36 protein-coding genes are annotated in these 26,461 nt (G+C 64.6%); 35 read left to right on the top strand and 1 reads right to left on the bottom strand.

Annotated elements, in window-relative coordinates:
• The first annotated feature begins 3 nt into the window (after nt 1-3).
• From rplB to rpsQ, 7 genes are read left to right on the top strand one after another with little or no spacing between them, the layout of a single operon-like run.
• Complete coding sequence (rplB, locus tag BUC15_RS10170; RefSeq protein ID WP_073187827.1) at nt 4-840, top strand: 50S ribosomal protein L2; 837 nt, start codon at nt 4-6, stop codon at nt 838-840.
• Between the two features lie 17 nt (nt 841-857).
• A complete protein-coding gene (gene rpsS, locus BUC15_RS10175; RefSeq protein ID WP_073187829.1) occupies nt 858-1,139 on the top strand; it encodes a 30S ribosomal protein S19 in 282 nt (93 codons plus the stop codon).
• Between the two features lie 27 nt (nt 1,140-1,166).
• Nucleotides 1,167-1,568 (top strand): 50S ribosomal protein L22, encoded by a 402-nt coding sequence (rplV, locus tag BUC15_RS10180; protein ID WP_073187831.1) that lies wholly within the window; start codon nt 1,167-1,169, stop codon nt 1,566-1,568.
• 2 nt (nt 1,569-1,570) lie between these two features.
• Complete coding sequence (gene rpsC / locus BUC15_RS10185) at nt 1,571-2,383, top strand: 30S ribosomal protein S3 (protein ID WP_073187834.1); 813 nt, start codon at nt 1,571-1,573, stop codon at nt 2,381-2,383.
• A gap of 3 nt (nt 2,384-2,386) precedes the next feature.
• Nucleotides 2,387-2,806 carry a 50S ribosomal protein L16 gene (gene rplP, locus BUC15_RS10190; RefSeq protein WP_073187836.1) on the top strand — a complete coding sequence of 140 codons (420 nt, stop codon included), beginning with the start codon at nt 2,387-2,389 and terminating at the stop codon, nt 2,804-2,806.
• Nucleotides 2,806-3,039 carry a 50S ribosomal protein L29 gene (gene rpmC / locus BUC15_RS10195; RefSeq protein ID WP_073187838.1) on the top strand — a complete coding sequence of 78 codons (234 nt, stop codon included), beginning with the start codon at nt 2,806-2,808 and terminating at the stop codon, nt 3,037-3,039. The genes rplP and rpmC overlap by 1 nt, the downstream gene beginning before the upstream one ends.
• Nucleotide 3,040: 1 nt before the next feature.
• Nucleotides 3,041-3,316, top strand: coding sequence for a 30S ribosomal protein S17 (gene rpsQ / locus BUC15_RS10200; protein WP_073187840.1), 276 nt, complete (start codon nt 3,041-3,043; stop codon nt 3,314-3,316).
• 83 nt (nt 3,317-3,399) lie between these two features.
• Here rpsQ and BUC15_RS10205 read toward each other — a convergent pair whose 3' ends face one another.
• Nucleotides 3,400-3,783 carry a phage holin family protein gene (locus BUC15_RS10205; RefSeq protein ID WP_073187843.1) on the bottom strand — a complete coding sequence of 128 codons (384 nt, stop codon included), beginning with the start codon at nt 3,781-3,783 and terminating at the stop codon, nt 3,400-3,402.
• Nucleotides 3,784-3,947: 164 nt separating this feature from the next.
• On the opposite strand from BUC15_RS10205, the gene BUC15_RS10210 reads away from it, so the two are divergent.
• From BUC15_RS10210 to BUC15_RS10345, 28 genes are all read left to right on the top strand, one after another.
• The gene (locus tag BUC15_RS10210) at nt 3,948-7,415 is read left to right on the top strand and encodes an ABC transporter ATP-binding protein/permease (protein WP_073187845.1); all 3,468 of its coding nucleotides are present in this window, start codon (nt 3,948-3,950) and stop codon (nt 7,413-7,415) included.
• A gap of 744 nt (nt 7,416-8,159) precedes the next feature.
• Complete coding sequence (gene rplN, locus BUC15_RS10215; protein WP_073187847.1) at nt 8,160-8,528, top strand: 50S ribosomal protein L14; 369 nt, start codon at nt 8,160-8,162, stop codon at nt 8,526-8,528.
• A 2-nt stretch (nt 8,529-8,530) separates the two neighbouring features.
• Nucleotides 8,531-8,902, top strand: coding sequence for a 50S ribosomal protein L24 (gene rplX, locus BUC15_RS10220; RefSeq protein ID WP_073187849.1), 372 nt, complete (start codon nt 8,531-8,533; stop codon nt 8,900-8,902).
• Nucleotides 8,902-9,528 (top strand): 50S ribosomal protein L5, encoded by a 627-nt coding sequence (rplE, locus tag BUC15_RS10225; protein ID WP_073187851.1) that lies wholly within the window; start codon nt 8,902-8,904, stop codon nt 9,526-9,528. Before rplX ends, rplE begins: the two co-directional genes overlap by 1 nt.
• Nucleotides 9,529-9,539: 11 nt before the next feature.
• Nucleotides 9,540-9,725 carry a type Z 30S ribosomal protein S14 gene (locus tag BUC15_RS10230; protein ID WP_073187854.1) on the top strand — a complete coding sequence of 62 codons (186 nt, stop codon included), beginning with the start codon at nt 9,540-9,542 and terminating at the stop codon, nt 9,723-9,725.
• A gap of 75 nt (nt 9,726-9,800) precedes the next feature.
• Nucleotides 9,801-10,205: a 30S ribosomal protein S8 gene (rpsH, locus tag BUC15_RS10235; protein WP_073187856.1), complete on the top strand. Its 405-nt coding sequence runs from the start codon at nt 9,801-9,803 to the stop codon at nt 10,203-10,205.
• Nucleotides 10,206-10,232: 27 nt separating this feature from the next.
• On the top strand, nt 10,233-10,775 hold the full coding sequence (rplF, locus tag BUC15_RS10240; RefSeq protein WP_073187858.1) for a 50S ribosomal protein L6: 543 nt from the start codon (nt 10,233-10,235) through the stop codon (nt 10,773-10,775).
• On the top strand, nt 10,775-11,158 hold the full coding sequence (gene rplR, locus BUC15_RS10245) for a 50S ribosomal protein L18 (protein ID WP_073187860.1): 384 nt from the start codon (nt 10,775-10,777) through the stop codon (nt 11,156-11,158). Before rplF ends, rplR begins: the two co-directional genes overlap by 1 nt.
• Before the next feature lie 25 nt (nt 11,159-11,183).
• Nucleotides 11,184-11,783, top strand: a complete 600-nt coding sequence (gene rpsE / locus BUC15_RS10250) for a 30S ribosomal protein S5 (RefSeq protein ID WP_073187863.1) — start codon at nt 11,184-11,186, stop codon at nt 11,781-11,783.
• Complete coding sequence (gene rpmD, locus BUC15_RS10255) at nt 11,783-11,965, top strand: 50S ribosomal protein L30 (RefSeq protein ID WP_073187865.1); 183 nt, start codon at nt 11,783-11,785, stop codon at nt 11,963-11,965. Before rpsE ends, rpmD begins: the two co-directional genes overlap by 1 nt.
• Nucleotides 11,966-11,967: 2 nt before the next feature.
• A complete protein-coding gene (gene rplO / locus BUC15_RS10260) occupies nt 11,968-12,408 on the top strand; it encodes a 50S ribosomal protein L15 (protein ID WP_073187867.1) in 441 nt (146 codons plus the stop codon).
• 181 nt (nt 12,409-12,589) lie between these two features.
• Nucleotides 12,590-13,903, top strand: coding sequence for a preprotein translocase subunit SecY (gene secY / locus BUC15_RS10265; protein ID WP_073187869.1), 1,314 nt, complete (start codon nt 12,590-12,592; stop codon nt 13,901-13,903).
• Nucleotides 13,900-14,475 (top strand): adenylate kinase, encoded by a 576-nt coding sequence (locus tag BUC15_RS10270; RefSeq protein ID WP_073187871.1) that lies wholly within the window; start codon nt 13,900-13,902, stop codon nt 14,473-14,475. The genes secY and BUC15_RS10270 overlap by 4 nt, the downstream gene beginning before the upstream one ends.
• Before the next feature lie 5 nt (nt 14,476-14,480).
• Complete coding sequence (gene map / locus BUC15_RS10275) at nt 14,481-15,299, top strand: type I methionyl aminopeptidase (protein ID WP_073187906.1); 819 nt, start codon at nt 14,481-14,483, stop codon at nt 15,297-15,299.
• 32 nt (nt 15,300-15,331) lie between these two features.
• Nucleotides 15,332-15,694 (top strand): DUF1707 SHOCT-like domain-containing protein, encoded by a 363-nt coding sequence (locus BUC15_RS10280; RefSeq protein ID WP_073187873.1) that lies wholly within the window; start codon nt 15,332-15,334, stop codon nt 15,692-15,694.
• A 189-nt stretch (nt 15,695-15,883) separates the two neighbouring features.
• Nucleotides 15,884-16,105: a translation initiation factor IF-1 gene (gene infA / locus BUC15_RS10285; RefSeq protein ID WP_068749455.1), complete on the top strand. Its 222-nt coding sequence runs from the start codon at nt 15,884-15,886 to the stop codon at nt 16,103-16,105.
• A 215-nt stretch (nt 16,106-16,320) separates the two neighbouring features.
• On the top strand, nt 16,321-16,434 hold the full coding sequence (gene rpmJ, locus BUC15_RS10290) for a 50S ribosomal protein L36 (protein WP_073187875.1): 114 nt from the start codon (nt 16,321-16,323) through the stop codon (nt 16,432-16,434).
• A 252-nt stretch (nt 16,435-16,686) separates the two neighbouring features.
• A complete protein-coding gene (gene rpsM, locus BUC15_RS10295) occupies nt 16,687-17,061 on the top strand; it encodes a 30S ribosomal protein S13 (RefSeq protein WP_073187877.1) in 375 nt (124 codons plus the stop codon).
• 43 nt (nt 17,062-17,104) lie between these two features.
• The gene (gene rpsK, locus BUC15_RS10300) at nt 17,105-17,512 is read left to right on the top strand and encodes a 30S ribosomal protein S11 (protein ID WP_073187879.1); all 408 of its coding nucleotides are present in this window, start codon (nt 17,105-17,107) and stop codon (nt 17,510-17,512) included.
• Nucleotides 17,513-17,539: 27 nt separating this feature from the next.
• Nucleotides 17,540-18,145 carry a 30S ribosomal protein S4 gene (rpsD, locus tag BUC15_RS10305; protein WP_073187881.1) on the top strand — a complete coding sequence of 202 codons (606 nt, stop codon included), beginning with the start codon at nt 17,540-17,542 and terminating at the stop codon, nt 18,143-18,145.
• A 112-nt stretch (nt 18,146-18,257) separates the two neighbouring features.
• Nucleotides 18,258-19,277 (top strand): DNA-directed RNA polymerase subunit alpha, encoded by a 1,020-nt coding sequence (locus BUC15_RS10310; protein WP_073187884.1) that lies wholly within the window; start codon nt 18,258-18,260, stop codon nt 19,275-19,277.
• 38 nt (nt 19,278-19,315) lie between these two features.
• Complete coding sequence (rplQ, locus tag BUC15_RS10315; RefSeq protein ID WP_073187885.1) at nt 19,316-19,864, top strand: 50S ribosomal protein L17; 549 nt, start codon at nt 19,316-19,318, stop codon at nt 19,862-19,864.
• Between the two features lie 137 nt (nt 19,865-20,001).
• Entirely contained in the window at nt 20,002-20,988 is a 987-nt protein-coding gene (locus BUC15_RS10320; protein WP_073187887.1) for an ABC transporter substrate-binding protein, read from the top strand.
• Nucleotides 20,989-21,061: 73 nt separating this feature from the next.
• The gene (locus tag BUC15_RS10325) at nt 21,062-22,039 is read left to right on the top strand and encodes an ABC transporter substrate-binding protein (RefSeq protein ID WP_073187889.1); all 978 of its coding nucleotides are present in this window, start codon (nt 21,062-21,064) and stop codon (nt 22,037-22,039) included.
• Between the two features lie 4 nt (nt 22,040-22,043).
• Entirely contained in the window at nt 22,044-22,946 is a 903-nt protein-coding gene (locus BUC15_RS10330; RefSeq protein ID WP_073187892.1) for an ABC transporter permease, read from the top strand.
• Complete coding sequence (locus BUC15_RS10335) at nt 22,946-23,737, top strand: ABC transporter ATP-binding protein (protein WP_073187895.1); 792 nt, start codon at nt 22,946-22,948, stop codon at nt 23,735-23,737. The genes BUC15_RS10330 and BUC15_RS10335 overlap by 1 nt, the downstream gene beginning before the upstream one ends.
• Nucleotides 23,738-23,812: 75 nt before the next feature.
• Entirely contained in the window at nt 23,813-24,835 is a 1,023-nt protein-coding gene (locus BUC15_RS10340; RefSeq protein ID WP_217652198.1) for a LacI family DNA-binding transcriptional regulator, read from the top strand.
• Nucleotides 24,832-26,364, top strand: coding sequence for a sugar ABC transporter ATP-binding protein (locus tag BUC15_RS10345; RefSeq protein ID WP_073187901.1), 1,533 nt, complete (start codon nt 24,832-24,834; stop codon nt 26,362-26,364). The genes BUC15_RS10340 and BUC15_RS10345 overlap by 4 nt, the downstream gene beginning before the upstream one ends.
• Nucleotides 26,365-26,461: the final 97 nt, after the last annotated feature.

Here is a 26,461-nt window from a genome sequence, read left to right on the forward strand (position 1 = left end):
CTCATGGGTATCCGTAAGTACAAGCCGACAACGCCGGGCCGTCGCGGCTCAAGCGTGTCCGACTTCGTCGAGATCACGCGCTCCACTCCGGAGAAGTCGCTCCTCGCGCCGAAGACCAAGACCGGTGGCCGTAACAACACCGGCCGCATCACCACCCGTCACATCGGTGGTGGCCACAAGCAGGCCTACCGCATCGTAGATTTCAAGCGCTACGACAAGGACGGCGTTCCGGCAAAGGTCGCTCACATCGAGTACGACCCCAACCGGACCGCGCGCATCGCACTGCTGCACTACGCCGATGGCGAGAAGCGCTACATCATCGCCCCGAACGGGCTGACCCAGGGAACCGTCGTCTCGGCGGGAGAGGGCTCCGACATCAAGCCGGGCAACAACCTCGAACTGCGTCAGATCCCCGTCGGCACCACGGTGCATGCCGTGGAGCTGCGCCCCGGCGGTGGTGCAAAGCTCGGCCGCTCGGCCGGTGCAGCCATCCAACTGGTCGCCCGTGAAGGCAAGTACGCCACGCTGCGTATGCCTTCCGGCGAAATGCGCATGGTCGACGTGCGCTGCCGCGCCTCGATCGGCACGGTCGGCAATGCCGAACAGTCGAACATCAACTGGGGCAAGGCCGGCCGCAACCGCTGGAAGGGCATCCGCCCGACCGTCCGCGGTGTCGTGATGAACCCCGTCGACCACCCGCACGGTGGTGGCGAGGGCCGCACGTCCGGTGGCCGTCATCCCGTGTCCCCGTGGGGTAAGCCTGAGGGCCGCACCCGCGACAAGAACAAGGCGAGCAACCGCCTGATCGTCCGTCGTCGCAAGACCGGCAAGAAGCGCTGATAGGGAGCCTGAGAAAAATGCCACGCAGCCTTAAGAAGGGCCCCTTCGTTGACGACCACCTCCTGAAGAAGGTGGAAGTCCAGAACGAAAAGGGCACCAAGAACGTCATCCGTACCTGGTCGCGCCGCTCGATGATCATCCCCGACATGCTGGGGCACACCATCGCGGTGCACGACGGTCGCAAGCACGTCCCGGTGTTCGTCACCGAGTCCATGATCGGTCACAAGCTGGGCGAGTTCGCTCCCACGCGCACCTTCAAGGGGCACGTGAAGGACGACAAGAAGGCCCGTCGCCGCTGAGGCGCGAGATAAGGAACTGATTCAACTATGAGCAACGAGAACGGCAACAGCCGTCGTCGCGAAGCCCTCCTTGGGGACCGTGACGGCTCGTACGCCATCGCGCGTCACGTCCGTATGAGCCCCACCAAGGTTCGTCGCGTCATCGATCTGGTTCGCGGCATGGACGTCCCCGAGGCCCTGGTCGCACTGAAGTTCGCCCCGCAGGCGGCTTCCGAGCCGGTGTACAAGGTCGTGGCTTCGGCCGTGGCGAACGCAGAGTCCTCTGAGGGCCTGCGCTCGGATGACCTGTACATCTCCAAGGCATTCGTCGACGAGGGGGTCACCCTCCGTCGTATCCGCCCGCGGGCCAAGGGATCGGCCAGCCGCATCCTCAAGCGTGGCTCGCACATCACCGTGGTCGTCGAACCCCGCGAGACGAAGGGAGCCTGATAATGGGCCAGAAAATCAACCCGGTAGGCTTCCGTCTCGGCATCACCACCGATCACATCTCGCGTTGGTACAGCGACAAGCAGTACTCGGAGTTCGTCGGTGAGGACGTCAAGATCCGTGACTACCTGACCAAGACGCTGGAGCGCGCAGGCATCTCCTCCATCGAGATCGAGCGCCGTTCCGAGCGCGTGACCATCTTCCTCCATGCCGCCCGTCCCGGCATCGTCATCGGCCGCAACGGCGCCGAGGCCGAGCGGGTCCGCGCGGAGCTGGAGAAGCTCACCGGCAAGCAGGTTCAGCTGAACATCCTTGAGGTCAAGAACCCTGAGATCGATGCCCAGCTGGTCGCCCAGGGGATCGCCGAGCAGCTCGGCGCCCGTGTCGCGTTCCGTCGCGCCATGCGCAAGGCCCAGCAGACCGCGATGCGTGCGGGTGCCAAGGGTATCCGCATCAAGTGCTCCGGCCGTCTCGGCGGCGCCGAGATGTCGCGCTCCGAGGGATACCGCGACGGTCAGGTTCCACTGCACACCCTGCGCGCCGACATCGACTACGGCTTCTACGAGGCCCGCACGACGTTCGGTCGCATCGGCGTGAAGGTCTGGATCTACAAGGGTGACGTCGCAGGCACCAGGGCAGAGCGCGCCGCGCAGAAGGCCGCCCGCAACGCCGCACCCGCGGGACGTCAGCGTCCGGGTCGTCGCCCGGCCCGCGGCGAGGGCCGTGGGGATCGTCCCGAGCGTGGCGGTCGCCGCCGCGCCGACGCAGCCCAGGCTGATGCGCCTGCTGCGCCCGCAACTGAGAACGCAGGAGCATAAGTCATGCTGATTCCTCGTCGAGTCAAGTTCCGTAAGCAGCACCACCCTCACCGGGACGGTGCGGCCAAGGGCGGCACCAAGCTGGCCTTCGGCGACTACGGCATCCAGGCGCTCGAGTCGTCCTACCTGACCAACCGTCAGATCGAGGCGGCCCGTATCGCCATGACCCGTCACATTAAGCGTGGCGGTAAGGTCTGGATCAACGTGTACCCGGACCGTCCCATCACCAAGAAGCCCGCCGAAACCCGAATGGGCTCCGGTAAGGGTTCACCCGAATGGTGGGTTGCCAACATCAAGCCCGGCCGTGTGCTGTTCGAACTCTCCGGTGTGTCGGAGGAAGTGGCCCGTGAGGCCATGCGCCTGGCCATCCACAAGCTGCCGTTCAAGGCACGCTTCATCAAGCGCGAAGCAGGTGACATCTGATGAGCAAAGCTCTCAAGGCCCACGATCTGCGTGGTCTTTCGCGCGATCAGCTCAACGCCAAGATCGTCGAGCTGAAGGAAGAAGCCTTCGGGCTGCGCTTCCAGGCCGCCACCGGTCAGCTGGAGTCCAGCGCCCGCCTGAACGGCGTCCGCAAGGACATCGCCCGCATCTACACCGTGCTGCAGGAACGCAACCTGGGCATCGTGGACGAGCCTGCCGTTGAGGAGAACTGAAATGACTGAAGAAATCACCACCGAAGAGCGCAATCGTCGCAAAGTGCTTCAGGGAATCGTCGTGTCCGACAAGATGGACAAGACGATCGTCGTCCTGGTCGAGGACCGGGTCAAGCACCCGCTCTACGGCAAGGTCATGACCAAGTCGGAGCGGCTCAAGGCCCACGACGAGAACAACGAAGCCGGCATCGGTGACCGTGTTCGCGTCATGGAGACCCGCCCGCTGTCGGCGCAGAAGCGTTGGCGTCTGGTCGAGATCATCGAGCGCGCCAAGTAGCCAAAACTCGAAATGGCCCGTCCCTCACGTCGAGGGGCGGGCCATTTTGCCTGCTCACAAGCGCGGCGGGATCTGCCCCCGGCTCAGCCCTGCTGGCTGCCCGAACCCAGCAGGCCCCCAAGCAGAGCCCCGACGATCGAGATGATCACGGCCCCCCAGAAGGCTGGCCAGAAGCCGTCGACGTGGAAGCCCAGGCCGAACTGCGTCGAGACCCATGAGGTGAGCATCAGCATCAGGGCGTTGATGACGAGCAGGAAGACACCGAGCGTCAGGATGATCAGACAGGTGCCGACGACCTTGACGATGGGCTTGATGACGGCGTTGACCGCGCCGAAGATCAAGGCGACCAGTAACAGGGTGATCACGTTGTCTGACATGTCGCCGCCCGTGAGGTGGATTCCGGGGACCAGCCAGACGGCTGCGGCCGTGGCGAGTGCCGTGACGATGAGGCGGGTTAGGAACTGCATGGCACCCACTCTGCCACGGGCCGGGCCCAGTTGGGCTGGCGCCGGTCGGGAATCGCGTGAGCCGCGGCAGCGGTATCGGGGATCCCGGGGTGGCAGGTTTTTGGTGCCACCTAACATGGTGGTGCCTGGGCGAGCGCCAGATGACGGGCTGGGGGAGAAGGTAGATGCTAGAACTGCGGGATGTCCGCAAGTCGTACACGACCGGCGATTTCACGCAGGTCGCGCTCGATGACGTTTCGATCGCCTTCCGCGACAACGAGTTCGTGGCGATCCTCGGCCCTTCCGGCTCCGGGAAGACGACCCTTCTAAATGTTGTGGGCGGCCTTGATCACTACGACTCGGGCAACCTGATCATCGACGGGGTGGAGACATCCCGCTACAAGGACCGCGACTGGGATACCTACCGAAACAACCGGATCGGGTTCGTCTTCCAGAGCTACAACCTGATCCCGCACCAGTCGGTGCTCGCCAACGTGGAACTGGCCCTGACGCTGGCAGGTGTTTCGCCTGCGGAACGGAAGCGCCGCGCGCTCGAGGCCCTCGATGAGGTCGGCCTCAGCGACCACGTACACAAACGCCCAAATCAGCTCTCCGGTGGGCAGATGCAGCGGGTCGCGATCGCCCGCGCGCTGGTCAACGACCCCGAGATCCTGCTGGCCGACGAACCGACTGGGGCGCTCGACTCCGCGACCAGCGTCCAGATCATGGCCCTGCTGACCAGCATCGCCAGCGACCGGCTGGTCATCATGGTCACCCACAACCCCGAGCTGGCCGAGCAGTACGCCACGCGCATCGTCTCCCTGCGCGACGGGGTGATCTCCGAGGACACCGACCCGTTCGTCCCGGTCGCATCACCGGTGGCGACAGGGGCCGCCGCGCGACACACGAGCATGAGCTTCCTCACCGCGATCGCGCTGTCCTTCAACAACCTCATGACCAAGAAGGGCCGCACCCTGATGACGTCCTTCGCGGGCAGCATCGGCATCATCGGCATCGCGGCCATCCTCGCGTTGGCCAACGGCGTCAACGCCTACATCAAGAACGTTGAGGAGGACACCCTCTCGCTCTACCCCCTGACCATCCAGCGCCAAGGTATGGACATGACCGCCATGCTCAGCGCGTCGGCCGGACTCATGGAAGAGGCGAGTGGGAATGGCGCGGTGGAAGGTGACGTACACGAGGTGCAGGTCATGGGGAAGATGTTCTCCAGCGTCGGAACCAACGACCTCGAGTCGTTGAAGGCGTTCCTGGAGAGCGGGGAGAGCGGGATCGACGCTCATGTGAACTCGATCCAATATGCCTACGACGTCACCCCTCAGATCTATGCGGCCGACACCTCCGAGAAGGTGCGCAAGGTCAATCCCGACTCGACGTTCAGTGCACTCGGGTTCGGCTCGTCTGCATCCGCCTCCAGCCTGGTCTCCTCGTCGATGAGTGCAGGCGTGTTCCGGGAACTCATGCCGGATCTCTCCCTGGTCGAATCCCATTTCGACGTGATGGCTGGTCACTGGCCGACTTCCTATGACGAGACGCTTCTTGTCCTCACGCCGAGCGGCGGCGTCAGCGACCTGGCCCTCTACGCGATGGGCCTGCGTGACCCTGCCGAGCTTGACTCGATGGTCGAGCAGGTCAGGAACGAGGAGGATGTCGAGAGCCCGACGGATCCTCTGAGCCTGAGCTACGACGACCTGATGGGTGCCAGCTTCAAGCTGGTGGATGAATCGGAGCTCTACACACACGACGACGAGTTCGGCGTCTGGACGGATCGCAGCGGAGACGCGGCCTACCTGAAGAAGGTCGTGGACGGGGGCGCCGACCTGCGCGTCGCCGGGATCGTCAAGCCGACCGAGGACTCAGCCCGGTTGTCGCCCGGCATCTACTACACGAGGGCACTTACCGAGCACATCGTGGCTCAGGCCGATGCCTCCCCGATCGTGCAGCAGCAACTGGCGGACCCCGCCGTCAACGTGTTCACCGGGAGGGGGTTCGGGGAGGAACCAGACGACTCGGAGTTCGACTTCGCTTCGCTGTTCACCATCGATGAGGATGCGATCGCGAAGGCGTTCACGTTCGACGAGTCGAAGCTGAACCTCGACCTGTCGGGTCTGGAGTCGGGCCTCTCCGGCGCCGATCTAGGCCTGAGCGACCTGGAACTCGACCCGTCGAAGCTGCCCGCTCTCGACCTCGACCAGATCCTCGCAGGCTTGGACCTGTCCAGTCTAATCAAGATCCCGGACGGTGCTCCGACGCCCGATGCCCAAGCCCCCGACGTCGACGCCGACGATCTCACCGAGGCGGCGACGAAGCTGGTCGAGGGCTATTTCGCCTTCGCCGCGGCCGGTGGGCTCGACCCTGCCGACGTCGCCTCGAACCTGCCGGCCTTCCTGGAGACCCCGGAGGCGGCCGCCGCACTCGATGAGGCCGGGATCGACGGTGCATCCGTAACGAAGCTGGTCGAAGGCTATGTGTCGTTCGCGGTGGCTGGCGGGCTCGACCCGACCGATGTCGCGACCAACCTGCCCGCCTTCTTCGCCTCTGCTGAGGGATCGGCGCTCCTCGGGGAGATCGCCCCGCTGCCTGGAGCCGATGCCGGGCTCGTGGAGCGGCTGGTTTCGGGCTACCTCGCGTTCGCCGTCGAGAATGGGCTCGATCCGACCGACGCCGCAGCCAGCTTTCCCGCCTTCCTCGCCTCACCCGCGGGGCAGGCGCTGGCTGGCGAGGTGGTGGGCTACCTGGACACGTCGTCGCTCGAGACGCAGCTGCAGGGGGTTCTCGGCGACTACCTGCAGCAGGTGATGACGGCTTACATGGGTGAGGTGTCCGGCCAGTTGACGTCGGCGCTCACCACGCAGATCTCCTCGGCCCTCGAATCGTCCATGGGTCAACTCGCCGACAACATGTCGGACGCCATGGGGATCGATCAGGACGCCTTCCTGGCCGCCTTCAAGATGGAGCGCAGCAAGGATGAGCTGACCCAGCTCCTGGTTTCGATGGCATCGACGCAGTCCGCGAGCTATGAGGGTAACCTCCGCACGCTCGGGTGGGCTGATTTCGACAATCCGTCCCGGATCGACATCTACCCGATCGACTTCGAGTCGAAGGCCGAGGTGACCGGCATCCTCGACGGCTACAACGATTCCATGCGAGCCGAGGGGCAGGAGGGGCGCGTGATCACCTATACCGATCTCGTCGGCGCCCTGATGAGTTCCGTGACGGACATCATCAACATGATCAGCTACGTGTTGATCGCGTTCGTGGCGATCTCGCTGGTGGTGAGCTCGATCATGATCGGCGTGATCACCTACATCTCGGTGCTTGAGCGGAAGAAGGAGATCGGCATCCTGCGTTCGATCGGCGCAAGCAAGAAGGACATCCGCCGTGTGTTCAACGCCGAGACCCTGATCGTCGGGTTCGTGGCCGGGGCGCTCGGCGTCATCATCACGTTCCTGCTGACGATCCCGGCCAATGCGATCGTCTACGCCAACTTCGACGTGCCGAACATCGCCCGGTTGCCTTGGCAGGCCGCCGGGATCCTCGTGCTGATCAGCATGGCGCTGACGGCGCTCGCGGGCCTGATCCCGTCATCGGCCGCGTCGAGGAAGGACCCTGTCGAGGCGCTGCGCAGCGAGTAGCTTCGAGGTCGTCTGCCGGTCGCCTGTCATGCCTGCGCGGGTGCCTGTCGGCCTTCACGGCATGACCGGGGCGCGGTGGCGGTACTGCGCAATCCCCTCCGCTGGGTTAGGTCTCTACCCCGTACCCGGGTGAGGTGGCCCCCTCTGCCCAGCCTTGGACGCCGGTGGGGGTCCCCATGGGTAGCTCGCGCCGCCATGTCGCCGTCTCACTTGCCCATCTTGCGCCCGTCTCGACGCCGATTGATCCTCTGCCCGGGCCAGCGTTGAGCACTATTCAGGGTTCGATCCCGGAAAGTGCGGGTTTGCACGTTAAAGGTGCCAGCGAACCCGGGTTAGTGCTCATCGCGCCGCCCGGACGACCCCCGGCTCAGCCCCACCGGCGGCGGACCAGGGTTGAGCACTATCCCGGACTCGATCGGCGACACGCCGTAGGTGGGCGTGGTTTTGAGCAACGAACCCCGGATAGTGCTCAACGCCCCAGCCGGGACGCGCCCAAGCCACACCGGCTTCGACGGAGGTGGCCGGGACGTCCTGCGTCGCGGTGGCGGCGATTTCCGGCGACTCGGTGCAATGGGATAGACTGCCAAAGTTGTCTTGGGTCTGTGCCCCTCCGGGGGGACCTTTCCCATCCAACGTCCGTGGCCCCCTCTCCCTCGAGCTGGGGGTTGCCTCCTGGCAGAATCCAGGGGGTTCGTTTCTAGTTCCACAAGGCCTCATCCGGAACCGGTGGAGCAAGGAGAAGTAATGATCCAGCAGGAGTCGCGGCTGAAGGTCGCCGACAACACTGGTGCGAAGGAAATCCTCTGCATCCGTGTTCTCGGTGGCTCCAAGCGCCGCTATGCCTACCTCGGCGACACGATTGTCGCCACCGTCAAGGACGCGATCCCCGGCGGCAACGTGAAGAAGGGCGACGTGGTCAAGGCCGTCGTCGTCCGCACCAGGAAGGAACGCCGTCGCCCGGACGGTTCCTACATCAAGTTCGACGAGAACGCGGCCGTCATCCTCAAGAGCGACGGGGAGCCCCGCGGTACCCGCATCTTCGGCCCCGTCGCCCGCGAACTGCGCGAGAAGAAGTTCATGCGCATCGTCTCGCTCGCACCGGAGGTGATCTGATCATGGCAGGTCTGAACATCAAGAAGGGTGACCGCGTCAAGGTCATCGCAGGTGGCGACAAGGGCGTGACCGGCGAGGTCATCGCCGTCAACGCCGAGGCCCAGAGTGTCACGGTCCAGGGCGTGAACCTGGTCAAGAAGCACCGTCGCGAATCGCAGACCTCCACCGGTCGGCGGGTCGAAGGCGGCATCATCACCGTCGAGGCCCCGATCCACGTGTCAAACGTGCAGCTCGTGGTCAAGGTCGACGGTAAGGAAGTCCCCACCCGGGTCGGCTTCAAGCGCGTCGATGTGACCAAGCGTCGTCCCGACGGTTCCGAGTACAAGGCGCAGCGTTCCGTCCGGATCGCCCGCAAGACCGGTGAGGAGATCTGATGACTGAGACCTCGACCGCCACGATGCCCCGTCTCAAGGCCAAGTACCGTGAGACCATCGTCCCTGCACTGCAGGATGAGTTCCACTTCGACAACGTCATGCAGATCCCCGGTCTCGTCAAGATCGTCGTGAACATGGGTGTCGGTGAGGCAGCCCGCGACTCGAAGATCATCGACGGTGCAATCAAGGACCTCACCGCCATCACCGGCCAGAAGCCGGCCGTGACGAAGGCCCGCAAGTCGATCGCCCAGTTCAAGCTCCGTGAGGGCCAGCCCATCGGCTGCCACGTCACGCTGCGTGGCGATCGGATGTGGGAGTTCGCCGACCGTCTCCTGACGCTCGCGCTGCCCCGCATCCGCGACTTCCGCGGCCTCAATGCGAACCAGTTCGACGGCAAGGGCAACTACACGTTCGGTCTCAACGAGCAGGTCATGTTCCTGGAGATCGACCAGGACAAGATCGACCGCGTGCGTGGCATGGACATCACGTTCGTCACCTCCGCCGACGACGACGCACAGGGCCGGGCGCTGCTCAAGCACCTCGGATTCCCGTTCAAGGCCGTCGACGATCCGAAGAAGCAGAAGGCCAAGCGCGGCCCCGCTTACTACGCCAAGAAGAAGAAGTGAGCTGATCCGTAATGGCTAAGACAGCACTCAAGGTCAAGCAGTCCCGCAAGCCGAAGTTCGGTGTGCGCGCCTACACCCGTTGCCAGAAGTGCGGCCGACCACACTCGGTCTACCGCAAGTTCGGCCTCTGCCGCATCTGCCTTCGCGAAATGGCGCATGCCGGGGAACTTCCCGGCATCACCAAGTCGTCCTGGTGACCCGAACCCCACATTCATTCAACCGACACCAGGTCCGGGGATCCGGAAACCGGTGTAGATAAGAGGCAACTAGTCATGACGATGACTGATCCGATTGCAGACATGCTTACGCGTGTGCGCAACGCCAACCAGGCGTACCTGGATTCCACGTCCATGCCAAGCTCGAAGATCAAGGTGGGCATCGCCCAGATCCTCAAGAAGAACGGCTACATCGCCGACTTCGAACAGGCCGAAGTCGAAGGCCAGGTCGGCAAGGTCCTGACCGTGACGCTGAAGTACGGCGAGTCCCGCGAACGTTCGATCGTCGGGATCCGTCGCATCAGCAAGCCGGGGCTCCGCGTGTACGCGAAGTCGACAGAGCTCCCCAAGGTGCTCGGAGGTCTGGGCATCGCGATCATCTCGACGTCGCAGGGTCTTCTGACCGACCGCGACGCCAAGTCCAAGTCCGTCGGCGGCGAAGTACTCGCCTACGTCTGGTGATCCGGCGAAGGTAAGGAGGAAAACATAATGTCACGAATTGGCAGGCTCCCCATCGCCGTTCCGTCCGGTGTGGACGTCAAGCTCGACGGTCAACAGGTCGACGTCAAGGGCCCCAAGGGCGCTCTGACGTTCACCGTCGCAGCACCCATCACCATCGCCAAGGGTGAGGACGGCCAGCTGCAGGTTTCGCGCCCCGACGACGAGCGCGAATCGCGTTCGTTGCACGGCCTGACCCGCACCCTGGTCAACAACATGATGATCGGCGTCACCGAGGGTTACGAGAAGAAGCTCGAAATCGTCGGCGTCGGTTACCGCGTGATCTCCAAGGGACCCAAGCAGCTCGAGTTCGCGCTCGGCTTCTCGCACCCCGTGATCGTGGACGCCCCGCAGGGCATCGAGTTCATCGTCGAGACCCCCACCCGTCTCACGGTCAAGGGCATCGACAAGCAGCTCGTCGGCGAGACGGCGGCCAACATCCGCAAGATTCGCAAGCCCGAGCCCTACAAGGGCAAGGGCGTCCGCTACGCGGGCGAGCAGGTCCGCCGCAAGGCCGGAAAGGCTGGTAAGTAATGGCCATCTCGATCAGGCACGACAAGTCGCTTGCTCCCAAGTCCGCTTCCCGTGCGCGCCGTCAGTTGCGCGCGCGCAAGAAGATCAACGGTTCGCCCGAACGCCCACGCCTGGTGGTCACCCGTTCGTCGCGTCACCTCTTTGTCCAGGTGATCGACGACACCGTCGGCCGTACCCTCGCATCCGCCTCCACCATGGAGGCCGATCTGCGCGCAGTTGAGGGCGATAAGTCGGACAAGGCCCGCAAGGTCGGATCCCTTATCGCCGAACGCGCCAAGGCCGCGGGTGTCGAGAACGTCGTTTTCGACCGCGCGGGCAACAAGTACCACGGACGGATCGCCGCTCTGGCCGACGCCGCCCGCGAGGCCGGGCTCGGCTTCTAACACCACGACAGGAAAGGTTTTTACGATGAGTGAAACCCAACAGCGCCGTTCAGGCGCGGGTGAGCGTCGTGGCCGTGACGATCGTCGTGGCCAGGCTCAGAAGGAAGAAAGCAAGTACCTCGAGCGCGTGGTGACCATCAACCGCGTGGCGAAGGTCGTTCAGGGCGGTCGCCGCTTCAGCTTCACGGCGCTGGTCGTCGTCGGCGACGGTGAGGGCATGGTCGGTGTCGGCTACGGAAAGGCCAAGGAGGTGCCGGCCGCGATCGCCAAGGGTGTTGAAGAGGCCAAGAAGCACTTCTTCCGCGTTCCGCTGATCCAGCGCACCATCCCGCACCCCGTGCAGGGTGAGAAGGCCGGTGGCGTCGTGCTGCTGCGTCCCGCCTCGCCCGGTACCGGTGTGATCGCCGGTGGCTCGGCCCGCGCCGTGCTCGAGTGCGCCGGGGTGCACGATGTGCTCTCCAAGTCGCTCGGTTCGTCGAACGCGATCAACGTGGTGCACGCGACCGTCGATGCGCTCAAGCAGCTCGAGACCCCGGAGGCCGTCGCCCAGCGTCGCGGGCTCCCGGTCGAAGACGTGGCCCCGGCCGCACTGCTTCGCGCCGCAAAGGAAGGGGCGGCCAAGTAATGGCAGACCTCAAGATCACCCAGTCAAAGTCCGGGGTGGGCGGGAAGCAGTACCAGCGCGAAACCCTGCGCACCCTGGGCCTCAAGCGGATCGGTGACTCCGTGACGCGTGAGGATCAACCCGAGGTGCGTGGCATGCTCCGCACGGTCGCCCACCTCGTTACCGTGGAAGAGGTGAAGTGACCATGTCGCTCAAGCTCCATCATCTGCGTCCTGCACCCGGCGCCAAGACCGAGAAGACTCGTGTCGGCCGTGGTGAAGGCTCGAAGGGTAAGACCGCCGGTCGTGGCACCAAGGGCACCGGTGCGCGCAAGAACGTTCCTCAGAACTTCGAGGGCGGCCAGATGCCGCTGCACATGCGCCTGCCGAAGCTCAAGGGCTTCAAGAACCCGTTCCGGGTCGAGTTCCAGGTCGTCAACGTCGGTCGCCTTGCCGAACTGTTCCCCAACGGTGGCGACGTCACCGTCGCGGACCTGGTCGAGGCCGGCGCCGTGCGTGACGGCTCGCTCGTCAAGGTGCTCGGCAGCGGCGACGTCTCGGTCGCCCTCAAGGTGAGCGCCAACGCGTTCTCCGGTTCGGCGAAGGCCAAGCTGGAGGCCGCTGGCGGTTCCGCCACCGAGGTCTGAGACTTCCAGATTCACCGCTGAAGGGCGGTCCCGGTTCGCCGGGACCGCCCTTCAATGCGTCTCAGGTGTGCAACGAAGATGGAAGGGGAGTTTTGGTGGGGCGGCAGGCCTTGATAGGCTGCGAGGGTTGTCGTGCCCCAGGGTGCGTCGTTACCCCGTTGTCAGTTGAAAGTAGATCTGGATGCTCTCCGCACTTGCAAACGCGTTGAAGACGCCGGACCTTCGCAAGAAGCTCCTCTTCACGCTGGGCATTCTCGTCCTGTTCCGTCTCGGTTCCACCATTCCGACCCCGAACGTGAACATGGCCCGCATCGATCAGTGTCTGGCCGCGGCCACCACCGGCGACCGGGCCGGCATCTACAACATCGTCAACCTGTTCTCGGGTGGGGCGCTCCTGCAGCTGACGATCTTCGCGTTGGGCATCATGCCCTACATCACCAGCTCGATCATTCTGCAGTTGCTCACCGTGGTGATCCCGCGGTTGGAAGCGCTGAAGAAGGAAGGCGCCTCCGGGCAGGCGAAGATCACCGAATACACGCGTTACCTGACCCTCGTGCTCGCCGTCCTCAACGCCTCCGCATACGTCACGATGGCGCGGACCGGCCAACTGCTGCCCGGCTGTGACGGGGTGCTCTACTCCGACGAACTGTTCGCGCTGATCGTGATGATCCTGATCATGACCGCAGGCACCGTCGTGATCATGTGGATGGGCGAGCTGATCACCGACCGCGGCGTCGGAAACGGCATGTCGATCATGATCTTCACGCAGATCGCCGCCAGCTTCCCCGCAGGCATGTGGTCCATCAAGCAGGGCCACCAGGGAATCACCGGTTGGGTGCTGTTCTTCGTGGTGCTCGGCCTCGGCCTACTTGTCATGCTCGGCATCATCTGGGTTGAGCAGGGGCAGCGCCGCATCCCGGTGCAGTACGCCAAGCGCATGGTCGGACGCCGCCTCGTGGGCGGGTCCACCACCTATATCCCGCTGAAGGTAAACCAATCGGGCGTCATCCCGGTCATCTTCGCCTCGTCGATCATGTACCTGCCGGTTCTGTATGCGACCTTCCGCCCCGAAGGCGCCATCTCGGAATGGATCAACGCCAACTTCTCCGGCACGGGCATGTACTCGTGGACCTACAGCCTTCTGCAGTTCGTCCTCATCATCGCCTTCTGCTACTTCTACGTGTCGATCACCTTCAACCCCGAAGAAGTTTCCGACAACATGAAGAAGTACGGCGGATTCATCCCGGGCATCCGGGCAGGCAAGCCGACCGAGAGATATCTCGCCTACGTCTTGTCGCGCCTCACCGCCCCCGGCTCGCTGTACCTGGCCGTCATCGCTCTGATCCCGACTATCGCGTTCATGGCGGTCGGAGCGCAGCAGAACTTCCCGTTCGGCGGCACCTCGATCCTGATCATCGTCGGCGTCGGTCTTGATACCGTGAAGAAGATCGAGAGCCAGCTCCAGCAGCGCAACTGCGAGGGTTTCCTGAAGTGAAGCTTCTGATCATGGGAGCGCCGGGGGCCGGGAAAGGCACCCAGGCGACCGCCCTGGCTGAACGTTACGGCGTACCCGCCATCTCCACCGGCGACATCTTCCGGTACAACATCGCGAACAAGACACCGCTCGGCGTCAAGGTGAAGGCGATCATTGATGCTGGGGAGTACGTTCCCGATGATGTCACCGAGGAGATCGTCGCCGCCCGGCTGGCCGAACCCGACTGTGACGCCGGTTTCCTGCTCGACGGTTTCCCCCGCACCATGCACCAGGTGCACTTCCTTGACACCTACCTGTCCGGTCGGGGGGAGCAACTCGACGCCGTAGTCTCGCTGCTGGTCGAGCCCGAGGCACTGGTGCAGCGGCTCTTGGCCCGTGCTGAGATCGAGGGACGCGCCGACGACAACGAAGACACCATCCGACGCCGCATGGAGGTCTACGCGGGCCAGACGGCCCCGCTCCTGTTCCACTACGAGAACAAGAGGCTCCTGGTAGAGGTTGAGGGGACCGGGACGGTCGAGGAGGTTCGGCAGCGGATGTTCGAACTCGTCGACGCCCGCGTCGAGGCCTGAGAGTGGTGGCCATCGAGGTCAAGTCCGTCGACGAGCTGAGGCTCATGCGCAGGGCAGGTCTCGTCGTGGCCGAAGGGTTGCGTGCGATGTGCGCGGCCGCTGTGAAGGGTGCCACCACCGGTGACCTCGACGCCATCGGGCGTGAGGTGCTCGCGCGGGCCGGCGCCAGGTCATCCTTCCTTGGGTATGGCGCTGAGTACGGTGCCCCGTTCCCTGCCGTTGCCTGCATCTCGGTGAACGAGGAGTTGGTCCACGGCATCCCCGGCGAGCGTCGGCTGGTGGACGGCGACGTCGTCTCGATCGACTTCGGCGCCATCGTCCAGGGTTGGCACGGAGATGCGGCCCGCACCGTCATCGTCGGCCCGGCCGACCCGCTCGACGAGGCGCTCGTAGACGCCACGCGCGGCGCGTTCTGGTCAGGTGCCCGGGCGGCCGTCGAAGGCAACCGGGTCTCAGATGTGTCCAAGGCCATCGAGGGATACGTGAAGGGCCTGCCGAGGCGCTACGGCACGCTTCGGGAGTACACCGGTCACGGGATCGGTACCGAGATGCACATGGCGCCGGACGTGCCGAACTGGTACCGACCCAGGCCGACTCCCCGGCTGCGCCCCGGAATGGCCATCGCGATCGAGCCGATGCTGACGCTCGGCACGCATCAGACCTTGGAACTCGACGATGAGTGGACCGTCGTGAGTCGCGACGGGGCACGCGGATCGCACTGGGAGAACACCGTGGCTGTGACCTCCGGTGGGGCCTGGGTGCTGACCGAGCCCGACGGTGGGGCCTCGGGGCTCGGCGACCTGTTTGCCCCGCTCGCGGACTGAGGCGACCTCGCCGCGCGCCTATGATTGGGCGCATGGCCCTGCCACCAAGCTCGAAGTACCTCCAGCGTGCCGGTGATCTCGTCGATGACCTCGAACGCGACTCTCTCACGCAGCGCCTCAACGACGCCTACGGCGACGGCAGGATCGTCCACGACGACTACTCCGCGGCAATGGACATCGTGTACGCCGCTCGAACCCTTGGCGACCTGGTCCCCGTCATCGAGAAGCTGCCCGCCGCTGCAGACAACACCCCCGCCATCGTGGATCAAGGCAATCTGCCGGCCGGGAGGGTCGGCGAAGCGCGCAACGTGGCCCCTATGGCGTTCGCCGTCGCTGTGGTGGGTGTGGTTCTCATCGCGGTGTTGGCTGTACTGATCGCGGTCCTGCTGTTCTGAATCTGCCGACCCGTAGGGTTGCCCTCCGACTGGACGGAGCAGGCGATGCAGCATCTGCCGCTACCCGGGCGGAGAGTGGGGCCATCCGGTGGCGGTCATTTGGTTGCGGCCGCACTCAAGCGTAAACTGCACTGTTGGAGTATCATTCGGTGCCCGTCAGGGGCGCCGGACAAACAAGATTGAGAGTACATGGCGAAGAAAGAAGGAGCACTCGAGCTTGAGGGCACCGTGGTTGAGGCGCTGCCCAACGCGATGTTCCGGGTCGAGTTGGCCAATGGCCACAAGGTCCTCACCACCATCAGCGGCAAGATGCGCCAGCACTACATCCGCATCCTGCCGGCAGACCGCGTCGTCGTGGAGCTGTCGCCCTACGACCTGACCCGTGGCCGCATCGTCTACCGGCACAAGTAGACCCTGCCTGTCAGATCTGGGCGCGCCCACCCCATCCAGGGGAGGGGCGCGCTTTCGTATGTCCAGGATTTGGGAAGAGGCCCGGTGTGGCCTAGACTGACTCGTCGGTCGTCTATGCCCGGGAACGTCTCTGCGTGCCTGGGAAATGTGGCCACTCACCATCCGATTGGGGCTCCTCAAGGTGTCTCCCAGTCGCCGATTGAAAGGTTGCTCGAATGAAGGTTCAGCCGAGCGTCAAGACGATCTGCGACAAGTGCAAGGTCATCCGCCGGCACGGTCGTGTGATGGTGATCTGCGAGAACCCGCGTCACAAGCAGCGCCAGGGCTGATCCCCTGACCGGTCCACGCGGGCCAGGCAGATCATTGCGGAAAGGGTTGGTCCCCACCCCGCCGACAACAACTGAAGCAACGTGAACGCAAGGCTCCCTCCGGGAGTTCCACCCTTGGACGAAGGCCAAGGCCCCGTCGACACCCGCAGAGTGGTGTCACAGGCAACGGGGACGCGTCGCGCCACACACCTTCGCGGTCCGTGACCGGGTTCGAACGAACCAGGACCGATTGATTTGGAAAGGTACCGCCTGATGGCACGCCTCGTTGGTGTTGACCTCCCGCGCGAAAAGCGCCTTGAGGTCGCACTCACCTACATTTTCGGCATCGGTAAGACCCGTGCCGCCGAGACCCTCGCCGCCACCGGAGTGAGCGGCGATCTGCGAGTCCACCAGCTCACCGACGACCAACTCGTCGCGCTGCGCGATTTCATCGAGGGCAACTATGAGATCGAGGGCGACCTCCGACGCTCCGTTGCCGCCGACATCCGCCGCAAGGTCGAGATCGGCAACTACCAGGGCCGTCGCCACCGCAGTGGCCTACCGGTCCGTGGTCAGCGCACCCGGACGAATGCGCGCACCCGCAAGGGCAAGAAGAAGGCCGTCGCTGGCAAGAAGAAGGCACGCTGACCCTCGGGTGAGCGCCTCTTAAGGACTCAAGGAGAAAGACTTTATGGCTACTGCAAGCCGCAAGGCGGCCGCCAAGACCAAGGTGCGCCGCAAGGAGAAGAAGAATGTGCTCGCCGGACAGGCGCACATCAAGAGCACGTTCAACAACACGATCATCTCGATCACCGATCCCACGGGTGCGGTGATCGCGTGGGCCTCTGCCGGCACCGTCGGTTTCAAGGGCTCCCGCAAGTCGACCCCGTTCGCCGCGCAGATGGCCGCCGAGGCCGCCGGTCGCCGCGCGATGGAGCACGGCATGAAACGTGTCGACGTGTTCGTCAAGGGTCCCGGTTCCGGCCGTGAGACCGCGATCCGTTCGCTCGGCGCCGTGGGCCTCGAGGTCGGTGCCATCTCGGATGTCACCCCCGTGCCCCACAATGGCACCCGCCCGCCCAAGCGTCGTCGCGTCTGATCGCCGGGATAGGAAAGGACTAGCACCATGGCTCGTTACACAGGCCCGATCACCAAGAAGTCCCGTCGCCTCGGGACCGACCTCGTCGGCAACGACAAGGCATTCGAGCGTCGTCCGTACCCCCCGGGTGTGCATGGACGCGGTCGCACCAAGGACTCCGAATACTCGCTGCAGCTCAAGGAGAAGCAGAAGGCCCGTTACGCGTACGGCGTGCTCGAGAAGCAGTTCCGTCGCTACTACGAAGAGGCCGATCGCTACCCGGGTAAGACCGGCGACCGGCTGCTCCAGATCCTGGAGTCCCGGCTCGACAACGTGGTCTACCGCGCTGGCTTCGCGGCCACGCGTCGCCAGGCCCGCCAACTCGTCGTGCACGGCCACTTCGTCGTCAACGGGGTCCGCGTCAACATCCCGTCCTACCGGGTCCGCGCCCACGACATCATCGATGTCGCGGAGAAGTCGCTCAACCTGACCCCGTTCGTCATCGCCCGTGAGACCCACGGCGAGCGCACGGTTCCTGCTTGGCTTGAGGCCCGTCCGAACCGGATGCGGATCCTCGTGCACCAGCTCCCCGTCCGCGAGCAGATCGTGGTCGACGTGGCTGAGCAGATGATCGTCGAGCTCTACTCGAAGTAATCACCCAGGTTGCGGTGGCCACCCGGCCACCGCAACACCTGTGGCCAAACGTTTTGCGGCCACACCTCACATCGCGTCATCAAATAGCGGTTGACGCGGGAAGGAACAGTCCATGCTCATCGCACAGCGCCCCACCCTCTCCGAGGAGGTCGTCTCCGACCTCCGTTCCCGGTTCATCATCGAACCGCTGGAGCCTGGGTTCGGATACACGCTCGGCAACTCGCTGCGTCGCACCCTGCTCTCGTCCATTCCGGGCGCGGCGGCGACCAGCATCAAGATCGAAGGCAACCAGCACGAGTTCTCCACCCTGGAGGGCGTCGTTGAGGACGTCACCGAGATCATCCTCAACCTCAAGGGCCTCGTGCTCTCGTCCGAGGAGGACGAGCCCGTCGTCATGTACCTGCGCAAGGCAGGTGTCGGCGCGGTCACCGCGGGCGACATCCAGCCTCCGGCAGGTGTGGAGATCCACAACCCGGAACTGCACATCGCCACGCTCAACGACAACGGCAAGCTCGAGATGGAACTGGTGGTGGAGCGCGGGCGTGGCTACGTGTCCAGCGTCCAGAACAAGAATCCTGATGCTGAGATCGGCCGTATCCCGGTCGACTCGATCTACTCGCCGGTTCTGAAGGTCACCTACAAGGTCGAGGCCACCCGTGTCGCGCAGCGCACGGACTTCGATCGGTTGATCATCGATGTCGAGACCAAGCCTTCGATCCTGCCGCGGGACGCTGTCGCCTCCGCCGGCCGTACGCTCGTCGAGCTCTTCGGGCTCGCCCGCGAACTCAACGTCGACGCCGAAGGCATCGAGATCGGTCCGTCCCCTGTGGACGAGCAGATCGCCGAATCGCTGAGCCTTCCTGTTGAGGATCTCGAGCTGTCGGTCCGCTCCTACAACTGCCTGAAGCGCGAGGGGATCCACACCGTTGGTGAGCTCGTCGCCCGCAGCGAAGAGGATCTGCTCGACATCCGCAACTTCGGCTCCAAGTCGATCGACGAGGTCAAGGAGACCCTCGCCGGTCTGGGCCTCGCGCTGCGTGACTCGCACCCGGGCTTCGACCCGATGCAGGCGATCGAGCGTTACGACGAGGAATCGGAAGACGGCGATTTCGCCGAGACCGAGCAGTACTGACCGCACCTAGCACTTAGACACTCACGGAGAACAAACCAATGCCCAAGCCAACCAAGGGCGCCCGCCTGGGCGGCAGCCCCACCCACGAGCGCATGATCCTGCGCAACCTGACCAGCCAGCTCATCGAGCATGGCCGGATCACCACCACCGAGACGAAGGCCCGTCGCGTGCAGCCCTTCGCCGAGAAGGTCCTCACCAAGGCCAAGCGCGGCGACCTACACTCGCGTCGCCTGGTGCTCGCAACCCTGTTCGAGAAGAAGCAGGAGCTCGGCGTGCCGGTCAAGGCCAGCGACAAGCTGGTCAAGAAGCTGTTTGACGAGATCGCTCCGTCGCTCGAAGGCCGTGAAGGTGGCTACACCCGCATCACGAAGATCGGTCCCCGCAAGGGTGACAACGCTCCGATGGCCGTGATCGAGATCCTCACCGAGCAGGTCGCACCGAAGGCAAAGCCAGCCAGGGCGGCCGCCCCGGTCGAGGAAGCCCCGGTTGAGGAAGCTCCAGTTGAGGAGGAAGCCCCGGCTGAGGTCGTGGCTGACGCGGAGGACGCCGAAGTCGTGGAAGAGGCCGTGGCCTCAGAAGCCAAGTAGAACGCAGCGTCTGCAAAAGAGGGGTCCGAACGGGCCCCTCTTTTCGCGTCCCCCACCCGAACCAAGCCCGCATGCTGATGGGGAGAGTACGGTTCGGTAAGTTGTGTCACACCGAGGAGAAGAAGGTGGCTCCACCCATGTTGCGTCGAACCTTGACCGGGGCAGCGCTTGCTGCCGTGCTGCTGACGGCCGCCTGCGGGCAGACCCCTGAACCGTCGGTGGAGTCGGCCGACGCCAAGGCGCACGTCAAGATCGGTGTGGTCACGATCGTGACACATCCATCGCTTGATGCCCTGTACGACGGTCTGGTGGCCGGTCTGGCAGAGAACGGCTATGACGAGGGTCAGAACCTCACGATCGAGCTTCAGAACCCGCAGAATGATCTGGCCACGTTGTCGAACATCGTCAACACCTATTCGGCCTCCGACAACGACCTGTTCGTCGCCATCGCGACGCCCCCGGCCCAGGCGCTCGCCCAGGTGGTACAGGATCGGCCCGTCATCTTCGCTTCGGTCACCGATCCTGTGGCGGCGGGTCTCGTCGACTCGATGGAGGTGCCAGGCGGAAACGTGACCGGCACCAGTGACCAGTTGCCGACCGATGAACAGCTGAAGCTGATCCTCGATATCGACCCCAGCGTCGAGAGCGTCGGAATCGTCTACTCGGCGGCCGAGGTCAACGCGCAGGTCCAGGCGGAAGCCGCTGTGGAGGCAGGCCGGGAACTGGGCATCGACGTCAAGACCGCAACCGTCACCAACTCATCCGAGGTGCAACAGGCCGCGGAGTCACTCGATGTAGATGCCTATTTCGCCTTGGTGGACAACACGGTGGTCTCCGCCATCGAGTCGATGGTCCAGGTTGCGGAGGAGCGCCAACGGTTGCTTGTCACCTCGGACGCCGACTCCGTGGCCCGGGGCGCAGCTGCGGCGCTTGCCACCGACTACGAGGCGCAGGGCAGGCAGACCGCCGGCATCGTCTCCCGCATCCTGGGAGGTGCGGACCCGGCAACGACTCCCGTCGAACTCCAGAAGGAACTCGAGATCGCGATCAACCAGGAGGCCGCAGAGCGTATGGGCGTTACCATCCCTGAAGACGTTGTCAAGCGGGCAGCGACCACAAGCTGAGCGGTGGACGGAGGCGTGGGGAACCTCCTGAGAACCTATCCTGTCAACCGCACAGCCCTGCACAAGGAGAATCATGAACCTCAAGGCCGTTGCCGCCCTCGGCATCCTCGCCGCCGTCTCGTTGACCGCCTGTGGTGGCGTCGATGCCGGCTCGTCCCCCTCCGCCGAAGCCCCGAAGGAGGCATACAAGATCGGCATCGCGCAGATCGCGACGCACCCCGCCCTGGACGCCGTTGCCGCAGGGTTCAAGGCGGCCTTTGCCGAGTCGGACTATGAAGTCACCTTCGACGAGGAGAACGCGCAGGGGGACCAGTCGACGCTGACGAACATCGCCTCCACGTTCGCGTCGTCCGACAATGACGGCTTCCTGGCGATCGCCACGCCCACCGCCCAGTCTCTGGCCAACGCCATCACCGACCGGCCGATCGTCTTCGCTGCTGTAACCGACCCGGTCGCCGCTGGCCTCGTCAACGACTGGGAAACGCCGGACGCGAACCTCACCGGAGTCTCCGATCTCAACCCGATGAAGGAGCAGCTCGAGCTGATCAAGGAGGCGCTGCCGGATGTGGCGACTGTCGGCATCATCTACTCCTCGGGTGAGGTCAATTCCGAGGTGCAGGTCACCGAGGCCGAGGCTGCCGCAAGCGAACTCGGGCTGGAGATCAAGAAGGCCACCGTCACCAACTCCTCCGAGGTGCAGCAGACGGCGGATTCCCTCGATGTGGACGCCTTCCTAGTGCCGACCGATAACACCGTGGTCTCCGCGGCGGAGTCGGTCATCCAGATCGGTGAGCAGAAGCAGATCCCGGTGTTCGCCTCAGACGAGGCCACCATCGAACGCGGTGCAGCCGCAGGCCTTTCGGTCAACTACACGCAGCAGGGCAGGGACGCGGCCGCGATCATGATCAAGCTGTTGGAAGGCGCCAATGCGGCCGACATCCCCGTCGAGACGCAGAAGGAGTTTGATCTGTTCGTGAACCCGGAAATGGGTGCCAAGCAGGGAATCGAACTGCCGGAGTCGATCATCTCGCGCGCCACGAAGCAGTTCTGATCCCGTGATCGTCGCCGTGGAGCTGGGACTCCTATACGCCGTCATGGCGTTGGGGGTCTACCTGACCTACCGCGTGCTGGACTTCCCCGACCTGACCGTCGACGGATCGTTCACCACGGGCGCTGCCACATGCGCCATGATGATCGTCGGTGGGCTGCCGGTGCCGCTGGCGATGATCGGCGGCGTGGTCGCAGGGATGCTCGCGGGCGCCGTCACCGGTCTGCTGCACGTCTGGGGCAACATCAATGCGTTGCTCGCTGGCATCCTCACCCAGATTGCGCTGTACTCGATCAACCTGAGGATCATGGGGAACAAGGCCAACATCCCCCTCCTGCGGACCGAGACGGCCTTCTCCTGGCTCAAGGACCACGACCTGATGCGCACCTGGGTGTCCGTGGCGATCTTCGCCGTGGTCGTTTTGGTGGTGGGTCTGTTGCTGTACCTGTTCCTCGGCACCAGCTACGGGGTCGCTCTCCGTGCCACCGGGGACAACGAGTTGATGGCCCGTTCGCAGGGCATCAACACCGGCGTCACGAAGATCGTCGGACTGATGATCTCCAACGGCATGGTCGGTCTCTGCGGCGCCCTGATCGTGCAGTACCAGGGTTTCGCTGACATCTCGATGGGCATCGGCATCATCGTCGCCGGGTTGGCATCGGTGATCGTCGGCCAGGCCATCTTCGGCATGACATCGGTGTGGCAGGCCATCCTCGCCGCGGTTCTCGGATCCATCATCTACCGCGGAGTGATCCAGGCCGCCCTGATGGTCGGGCTCAACCCCAACGACATGAAGTTGATCTCGGCAGTACTCGTGGTGGCAGCCCTGGTGCTGCCACAATGGGGCCCGTTCAAGAGGCTCCGGATCCGGCGCAGGACGGCCCAGGCCGTCGCGGAAGGCGGCAAGTGATGCTCAAGCTGGATCGCGTGACCAAACGCTTCTTCCCCGGAACCATCAACGAGCGGATCGCCTTGGATGAGGTGTCGCTCACGTTGAACGAGGGCGACTTCGTCACGGTGATCGGTTCCAACGGTGCGGGCAAGTCGACGATGCTCAACGTCATCTCCGGTCGATACCCGACCGACGGCGGCAAGGTGGTCATCGACGGCCGCGACGTCACCAAGGCCCCCGAACACAAACGGGCGACGTGGGTCGCCCGCGTCTTCCAGGATCCGATGGCGGGTACTTCGCCGCACCTGACCATCGAGGAGAACCTGGCGATCGCGTTTCGACGGGGACAGGGTCGGGGCCTCGGGATGGCAGTTACACGGAGCGGCCGCGAGGTGTATCGCAAGGCTCTCCGAACGCTGGAGCTCGGGCTCGAGGACCGCCTCCAGATGAGGGTCGGGATGCTGTCCGGCGGGCAACGGCAGGCTCTGAGCCTGTTGATGGCGACGTACGCGAAGCCGTCCATCCTGCTGCTCGATGAGCACACCGCCGCGCTCGACCCGTCACGGGCCGAACTGATCACCCGGTTGACCGGCGAAGCGGTGGCGAGGAACCACCTGACGGCGCTGATGGTTACCCACAACATGCATCAGGCAATCGAGTTGGGCAACCGCCTGATCATGATGCACGAGGGACGCATCGTGCTCGAGGTCGACGAGGAGGCGAAGAAGTCGATCACCGCAGACCAGTTGCTCCAGGAGTTCTCGAAGATCAAGGGAGCGAGCCTCTCCGATCGCACGCTGCTCGACTGACCCGGGCACCGGCCCGGGCGCCGCTCGGCAGTGCCCCGGGTCGGCGCTATGCTCTGCGGTGGAGGTGGGTGGAAGGTGACCGAGAACCCGACCCCCGAGCGGCCCAACATCCGGCATGTGGCGTCGCTGGCCGGGGTCTCACACATGACGGTTTCGCGCGTCCTCAACAACCACCCCAACATCAAGCCCGATACTCGACAGCGGGTCCTCGCGGTGATCGAGGAACTCAACTTCCGCCCCAACAGCGCCGCGCGGGCACTCGCGACCCAGCGCAACCGCCGTATCGGAGTGCTCGTCGAAGCCTCATCGGCCTACGGCCCGAGCACCACGCTGCGGGGAATCGAACTGGCTGCCGGCCTCGCAGACTATTCGGTGACTTCGGTCAGTCTCCACTCGGAGCGGAACGGCGACACGCAGGCCGCGGTCGATCAGTTGACGGGCCAGGGCATAGACGCGCTCTGCATCATCGCGCCGAGATCTTCTTCCCTGTCTGCGCTGCGGGAGTTGAACCCGGGGGTGCCGGTGCTCGCCATCAAGGCCGACAACGATGCAAACTTCCTCACGACGTCGCTGGATCAGCAGCAGGGTGCCATGCTGGCCGTCGACCACCTGGCCGAATTGGGGCACCGCGACATCCTTCATCTCTCGGGCCCACTCGACTGGCTCGATGCCAGGGCCCGGGAACGTGCGTTCCACACCCGTAGCCGGGATTGGAAGCTCCGGGAGCGGCCCATCGTGGTGGGGGATTGGTCCGCGGACTTCGCGTACGACTATGCGATTTCTCTCAAACGCCGCCCCGATTTCACGGCCATCTTCTCGGCCAACGATGAGATGGCCCTTGGCCTGGTTCACGGCTTCGCGAGCCGCGGTATCGGCGTCCCGGAAGAGGTCAGCATCGTCGGCTTCGACGATGTGCCGCTTGCGGCCCACTTCCTTCCTCCCCTGACGACAGTGCGTCAGGATCTCCGTCAGCTCGGGTCAAAAGTGGTTGGTGCGCTGATCTCCGCGGCCGAGGGGCGCGAGGTGCCAAAGCGTACGAAGCTGCCGGTGGAGCTGGTGGTTCGGGAGTCGACGGCGGCACCGAGGCGAACCTCATGACGGCAGAGCCGCTGCTGGAGTTACGTGAGGTGACGGTCACGTTCCCCAACGTGGTTGCGCTCGACGGGGTCAGCCTGCGGCTCTATCCGGGCGAGGTACACGCGCTGATGGGGGAGAACGGTGCGGGCAAGTCAACCGTGATCAAGGTCCTCAACGGCGTCTGCCCCGTCGATGCGGGCGAGGTGCTACTTGATGGCGAGGCGATCAGCATCGCCAGCCCGGCGGCCAGCCGCGCCTACGGCATCGGGACGGCCTTTCAGGACATCCACCTCGGGCCCAAGATGACGGTCGTCGAGAACGTCATGCTCGGCCACGAGGCGCGTGGCCTCCTTGGCATCAACTGGCGGGCCACGAAGGCCCGTGCCGCAGAGGTGCTGGGGGACCTCGGGCTGGACGACCTGAACCTGTCTGCACGTCTCGGAGAACTCCCTCCGGCGGTCCAACAGCTTGTGGCGATCGCAAGGGCCATGGTCAGTCGACCACGGGTCCTGCTGCTCGACGAGCCCACCTCCAGCCTCGAACCGCAAGAGGTGCAGCGGCTGTTTCAGATCATCCGGGCACTGAAGGGTCGAGGGGTCGCGATCGTATTCGTCTCGCACTTCCTGGAGCAGGTCTACGCGATCAGCGACCGGATGACGGTGCTACGGGACGGTCGGGTGAAGGGTGAGTTCAAGACAAGGGAGATCGACCGCGTTGAACTGATCTCCAAGATGCTCGGCGGCGACATCGAAGGGCTTCGCCAGATCGGCTCAGAGCGGCGCGCGCATCACCAGGAGCCCGAGGGGGAGCCGGTGTTGGAGGCGCGAGGCATCGCGCAGGACGGCGTCGTCGAACCGACTGACCTTGCGCTCTACCGAGGGGAGATCGTCGGCTTCGCAGGGCTGCGGGGCTCAGGACGCACCGAGTTGGCTGCCCTGATCTCCGGGATTTCGAAGCCTGATGCGGGGGAGATCAGCATCGACGGTGTGCGGGTCCGCCTCTCCGGGCCCGGGGATGCCCTGGCACACAGGGTGGTGGCTTCGACCGAGCAGAGGGCGGAACTCGGCATCGTCGGTGACCTGTCCGTGGCCGACAACATCGTGATCGGGTTGCAGGCGCTGAGGGGCTGGCGTCATCCGGTTTCGAAGCGGGAGCGCGACGAACTGGTCACGTGGTCGATTGAGAACTTCGGAATCGGTGCGGTGCCCGTGGATCTGCCTGCCAGGTTCCTATCTGGTGGGGCGCAGCAGAAGGTCATGCTGGCCAGGCTGTTCGCGACCCGGCCGTTGGTGATGATCCTCGACGAGCCGACCCGTGGCATCGACATCGCGTCGAAGGTGGACCTGCAGGCGAAGATCGCGAAGCTGGTCGACCGGGGCATGGCGATCGTGTTCATCTCCTCGGAGTTCAGCGAGGTGGTCAGGATGAGCGACCGGATCGTGGTGCTCAAGGACCGCAGCAAGATCGGTGAGTTGAGCAACGGTCCCGGGGTGAGCGTGGACACGCTCGTGGAGATGATCGCGGCCCACGGCGTCGAGGACGACGACTGAGCGGTCGCTCGTGCGCGCCGTCGAGGCCGGGGACCCCTTCCGAAAATCGGCCAGTGGTCGATTTTGCTCCGTCTGGGGTCGAGTATCGGCCACTGCC

Source organism: Tessaracoccus bendigoensis DSM 12906, from assembly GCF_900141915.1.
Lineage (GTDB): Bacteria > Actinomycetota > Actinomycetes > Propionibacteriales > Propionibacteriaceae > Arachnia > Arachnia bendigoensis.

Coding starts and splice junctions, on each gene's coding strand:
- rplB (WP_073187827.1), top strand. CDS start 4: ATGGGTATCCGTAAGTACAAGCCGACAACGCCGGGCCGTCGCGGCTCA.
- rpsS (WP_073187829.1), top strand. CDS start 858: ATGCCACGCAGCCTTAAGAAGGGCCCCTTCGTTGACGACCACCTCCTG.
- rplV (WP_073187831.1), top strand. CDS start 1,167: ATGAGCAACGAGAACGGCAACAGCCGTCGTCGCGAAGCCCTCCTTGGG.
- rpsC (WP_073187834.1), top strand. CDS start 1,571: ATGGGCCAGAAAATCAACCCGGTAGGCTTCCGTCTCGGCATCACCACC.
- rplP (WP_073187836.1), top strand. CDS start 2,387: ATGCTGATTCCTCGTCGAGTCAAGTTCCGTAAGCAGCACCACCCTCAC.
- rpmC (WP_073187838.1), top strand. CDS start 2,806: ATGAGCAAAGCTCTCAAGGCCCACGATCTGCGTGGTCTTTCGCGCGAT.
- rpsQ (WP_073187840.1), top strand. CDS start 3,041: ATGACTGAAGAAATCACCACCGAAGAGCGCAATCGTCGCAAAGTGCTT.
- BUC15_RS10205 (WP_073187843.1), bottom strand. CDS start 3,783: ATGCAGTTCCTAACCCGCCTCATCGTCACGGCACTCGCCACGGCCGCA.
- BUC15_RS10210 (WP_073187845.1), top strand. CDS start 3,948: ATGCTAGAACTGCGGGATGTCCGCAAGTCGTACACGACCGGCGATTTC.
- rplN (WP_073187847.1), top strand. CDS start 8,160: ATGATCCAGCAGGAGTCGCGGCTGAAGGTCGCCGACAACACTGGTGCG.
- rplX (WP_073187849.1), top strand. CDS start 8,531: ATGGCAGGTCTGAACATCAAGAAGGGTGACCGCGTCAAGGTCATCGCA.
- rplE (WP_073187851.1), top strand. CDS start 8,902: ATGACTGAGACCTCGACCGCCACGATGCCCCGTCTCAAGGCCAAGTAC.
- BUC15_RS10230 (WP_073187854.1), top strand. CDS start 9,540: ATGGCTAAGACAGCACTCAAGGTCAAGCAGTCCCGCAAGCCGAAGTTC.
- rpsH (WP_073187856.1), top strand. CDS start 9,801: ATGACGATGACTGATCCGATTGCAGACATGCTTACGCGTGTGCGCAAC.
- rplF (WP_073187858.1), top strand. CDS start 10,233: ATGTCACGAATTGGCAGGCTCCCCATCGCCGTTCCGTCCGGTGTGGAC.
- rplR (WP_073187860.1), top strand. CDS start 10,775: ATGGCCATCTCGATCAGGCACGACAAGTCGCTTGCTCCCAAGTCCGCT.
- rpsE (WP_073187863.1), top strand. CDS start 11,184: ATGAGTGAAACCCAACAGCGCCGTTCAGGCGCGGGTGAGCGTCGTGGC.
- rpmD (WP_073187865.1), top strand. CDS start 11,783: ATGGCAGACCTCAAGATCACCCAGTCAAAGTCCGGGGTGGGCGGGAAG.
- rplO (WP_073187867.1), top strand. CDS start 11,968: ATGTCGCTCAAGCTCCATCATCTGCGTCCTGCACCCGGCGCCAAGACC.
- secY (WP_073187869.1), top strand. CDS start 12,590: ATGCTCTCCGCACTTGCAAACGCGTTGAAGACGCCGGACCTTCGCAAG.
- BUC15_RS10280 (WP_073187873.1), top strand. CDS start 15,332: ATGGCCCTGCCACCAAGCTCGAAGTACCTCCAGCGTGCCGGTGATCTC.
- infA (WP_068749455.1), top strand. CDS start 15,884: ATGGCGAAGAAAGAAGGAGCACTCGAGCTTGAGGGCACCGTGGTTGAG.
- rpmJ (WP_073187875.1), top strand. CDS start 16,321: ATGAAGGTTCAGCCGAGCGTCAAGACGATCTGCGACAAGTGCAAGGTC.
- rpsM (WP_073187877.1), top strand. CDS start 16,687: ATGGCACGCCTCGTTGGTGTTGACCTCCCGCGCGAAAAGCGCCTTGAG.
- rpsK (WP_073187879.1), top strand. CDS start 17,105: ATGGCTACTGCAAGCCGCAAGGCGGCCGCCAAGACCAAGGTGCGCCGC.
- rpsD (WP_073187881.1), top strand. CDS start 17,540: ATGGCTCGTTACACAGGCCCGATCACCAAGAAGTCCCGTCGCCTCGGG.
- BUC15_RS10310 (WP_073187884.1), top strand. CDS start 18,258: ATGCTCATCGCACAGCGCCCCACCCTCTCCGAGGAGGTCGTCTCCGAC.
- rplQ (WP_073187885.1), top strand. CDS start 19,316: ATGCCCAAGCCAACCAAGGGCGCCCGCCTGGGCGGCAGCCCCACCCAC.
- BUC15_RS10320 (WP_073187887.1), top strand. CDS start 20,002: ATGTTGCGTCGAACCTTGACCGGGGCAGCGCTTGCTGCCGTGCTGCTG.
- BUC15_RS10325 (WP_073187889.1), top strand. CDS start 21,062: ATGAACCTCAAGGCCGTTGCCGCCCTCGGCATCCTCGCCGCCGTCTCG.
- BUC15_RS10335 (WP_073187895.1), top strand. CDS start 22,946: ATGCTCAAGCTGGATCGCGTGACCAAACGCTTCTTCCCCGGAACCATC.
- BUC15_RS10345 (WP_073187901.1), top strand. CDS start 24,832: ATGACGGCAGAGCCGCTGCTGGAGTTACGTGAGGTGACGGTCACGTTC.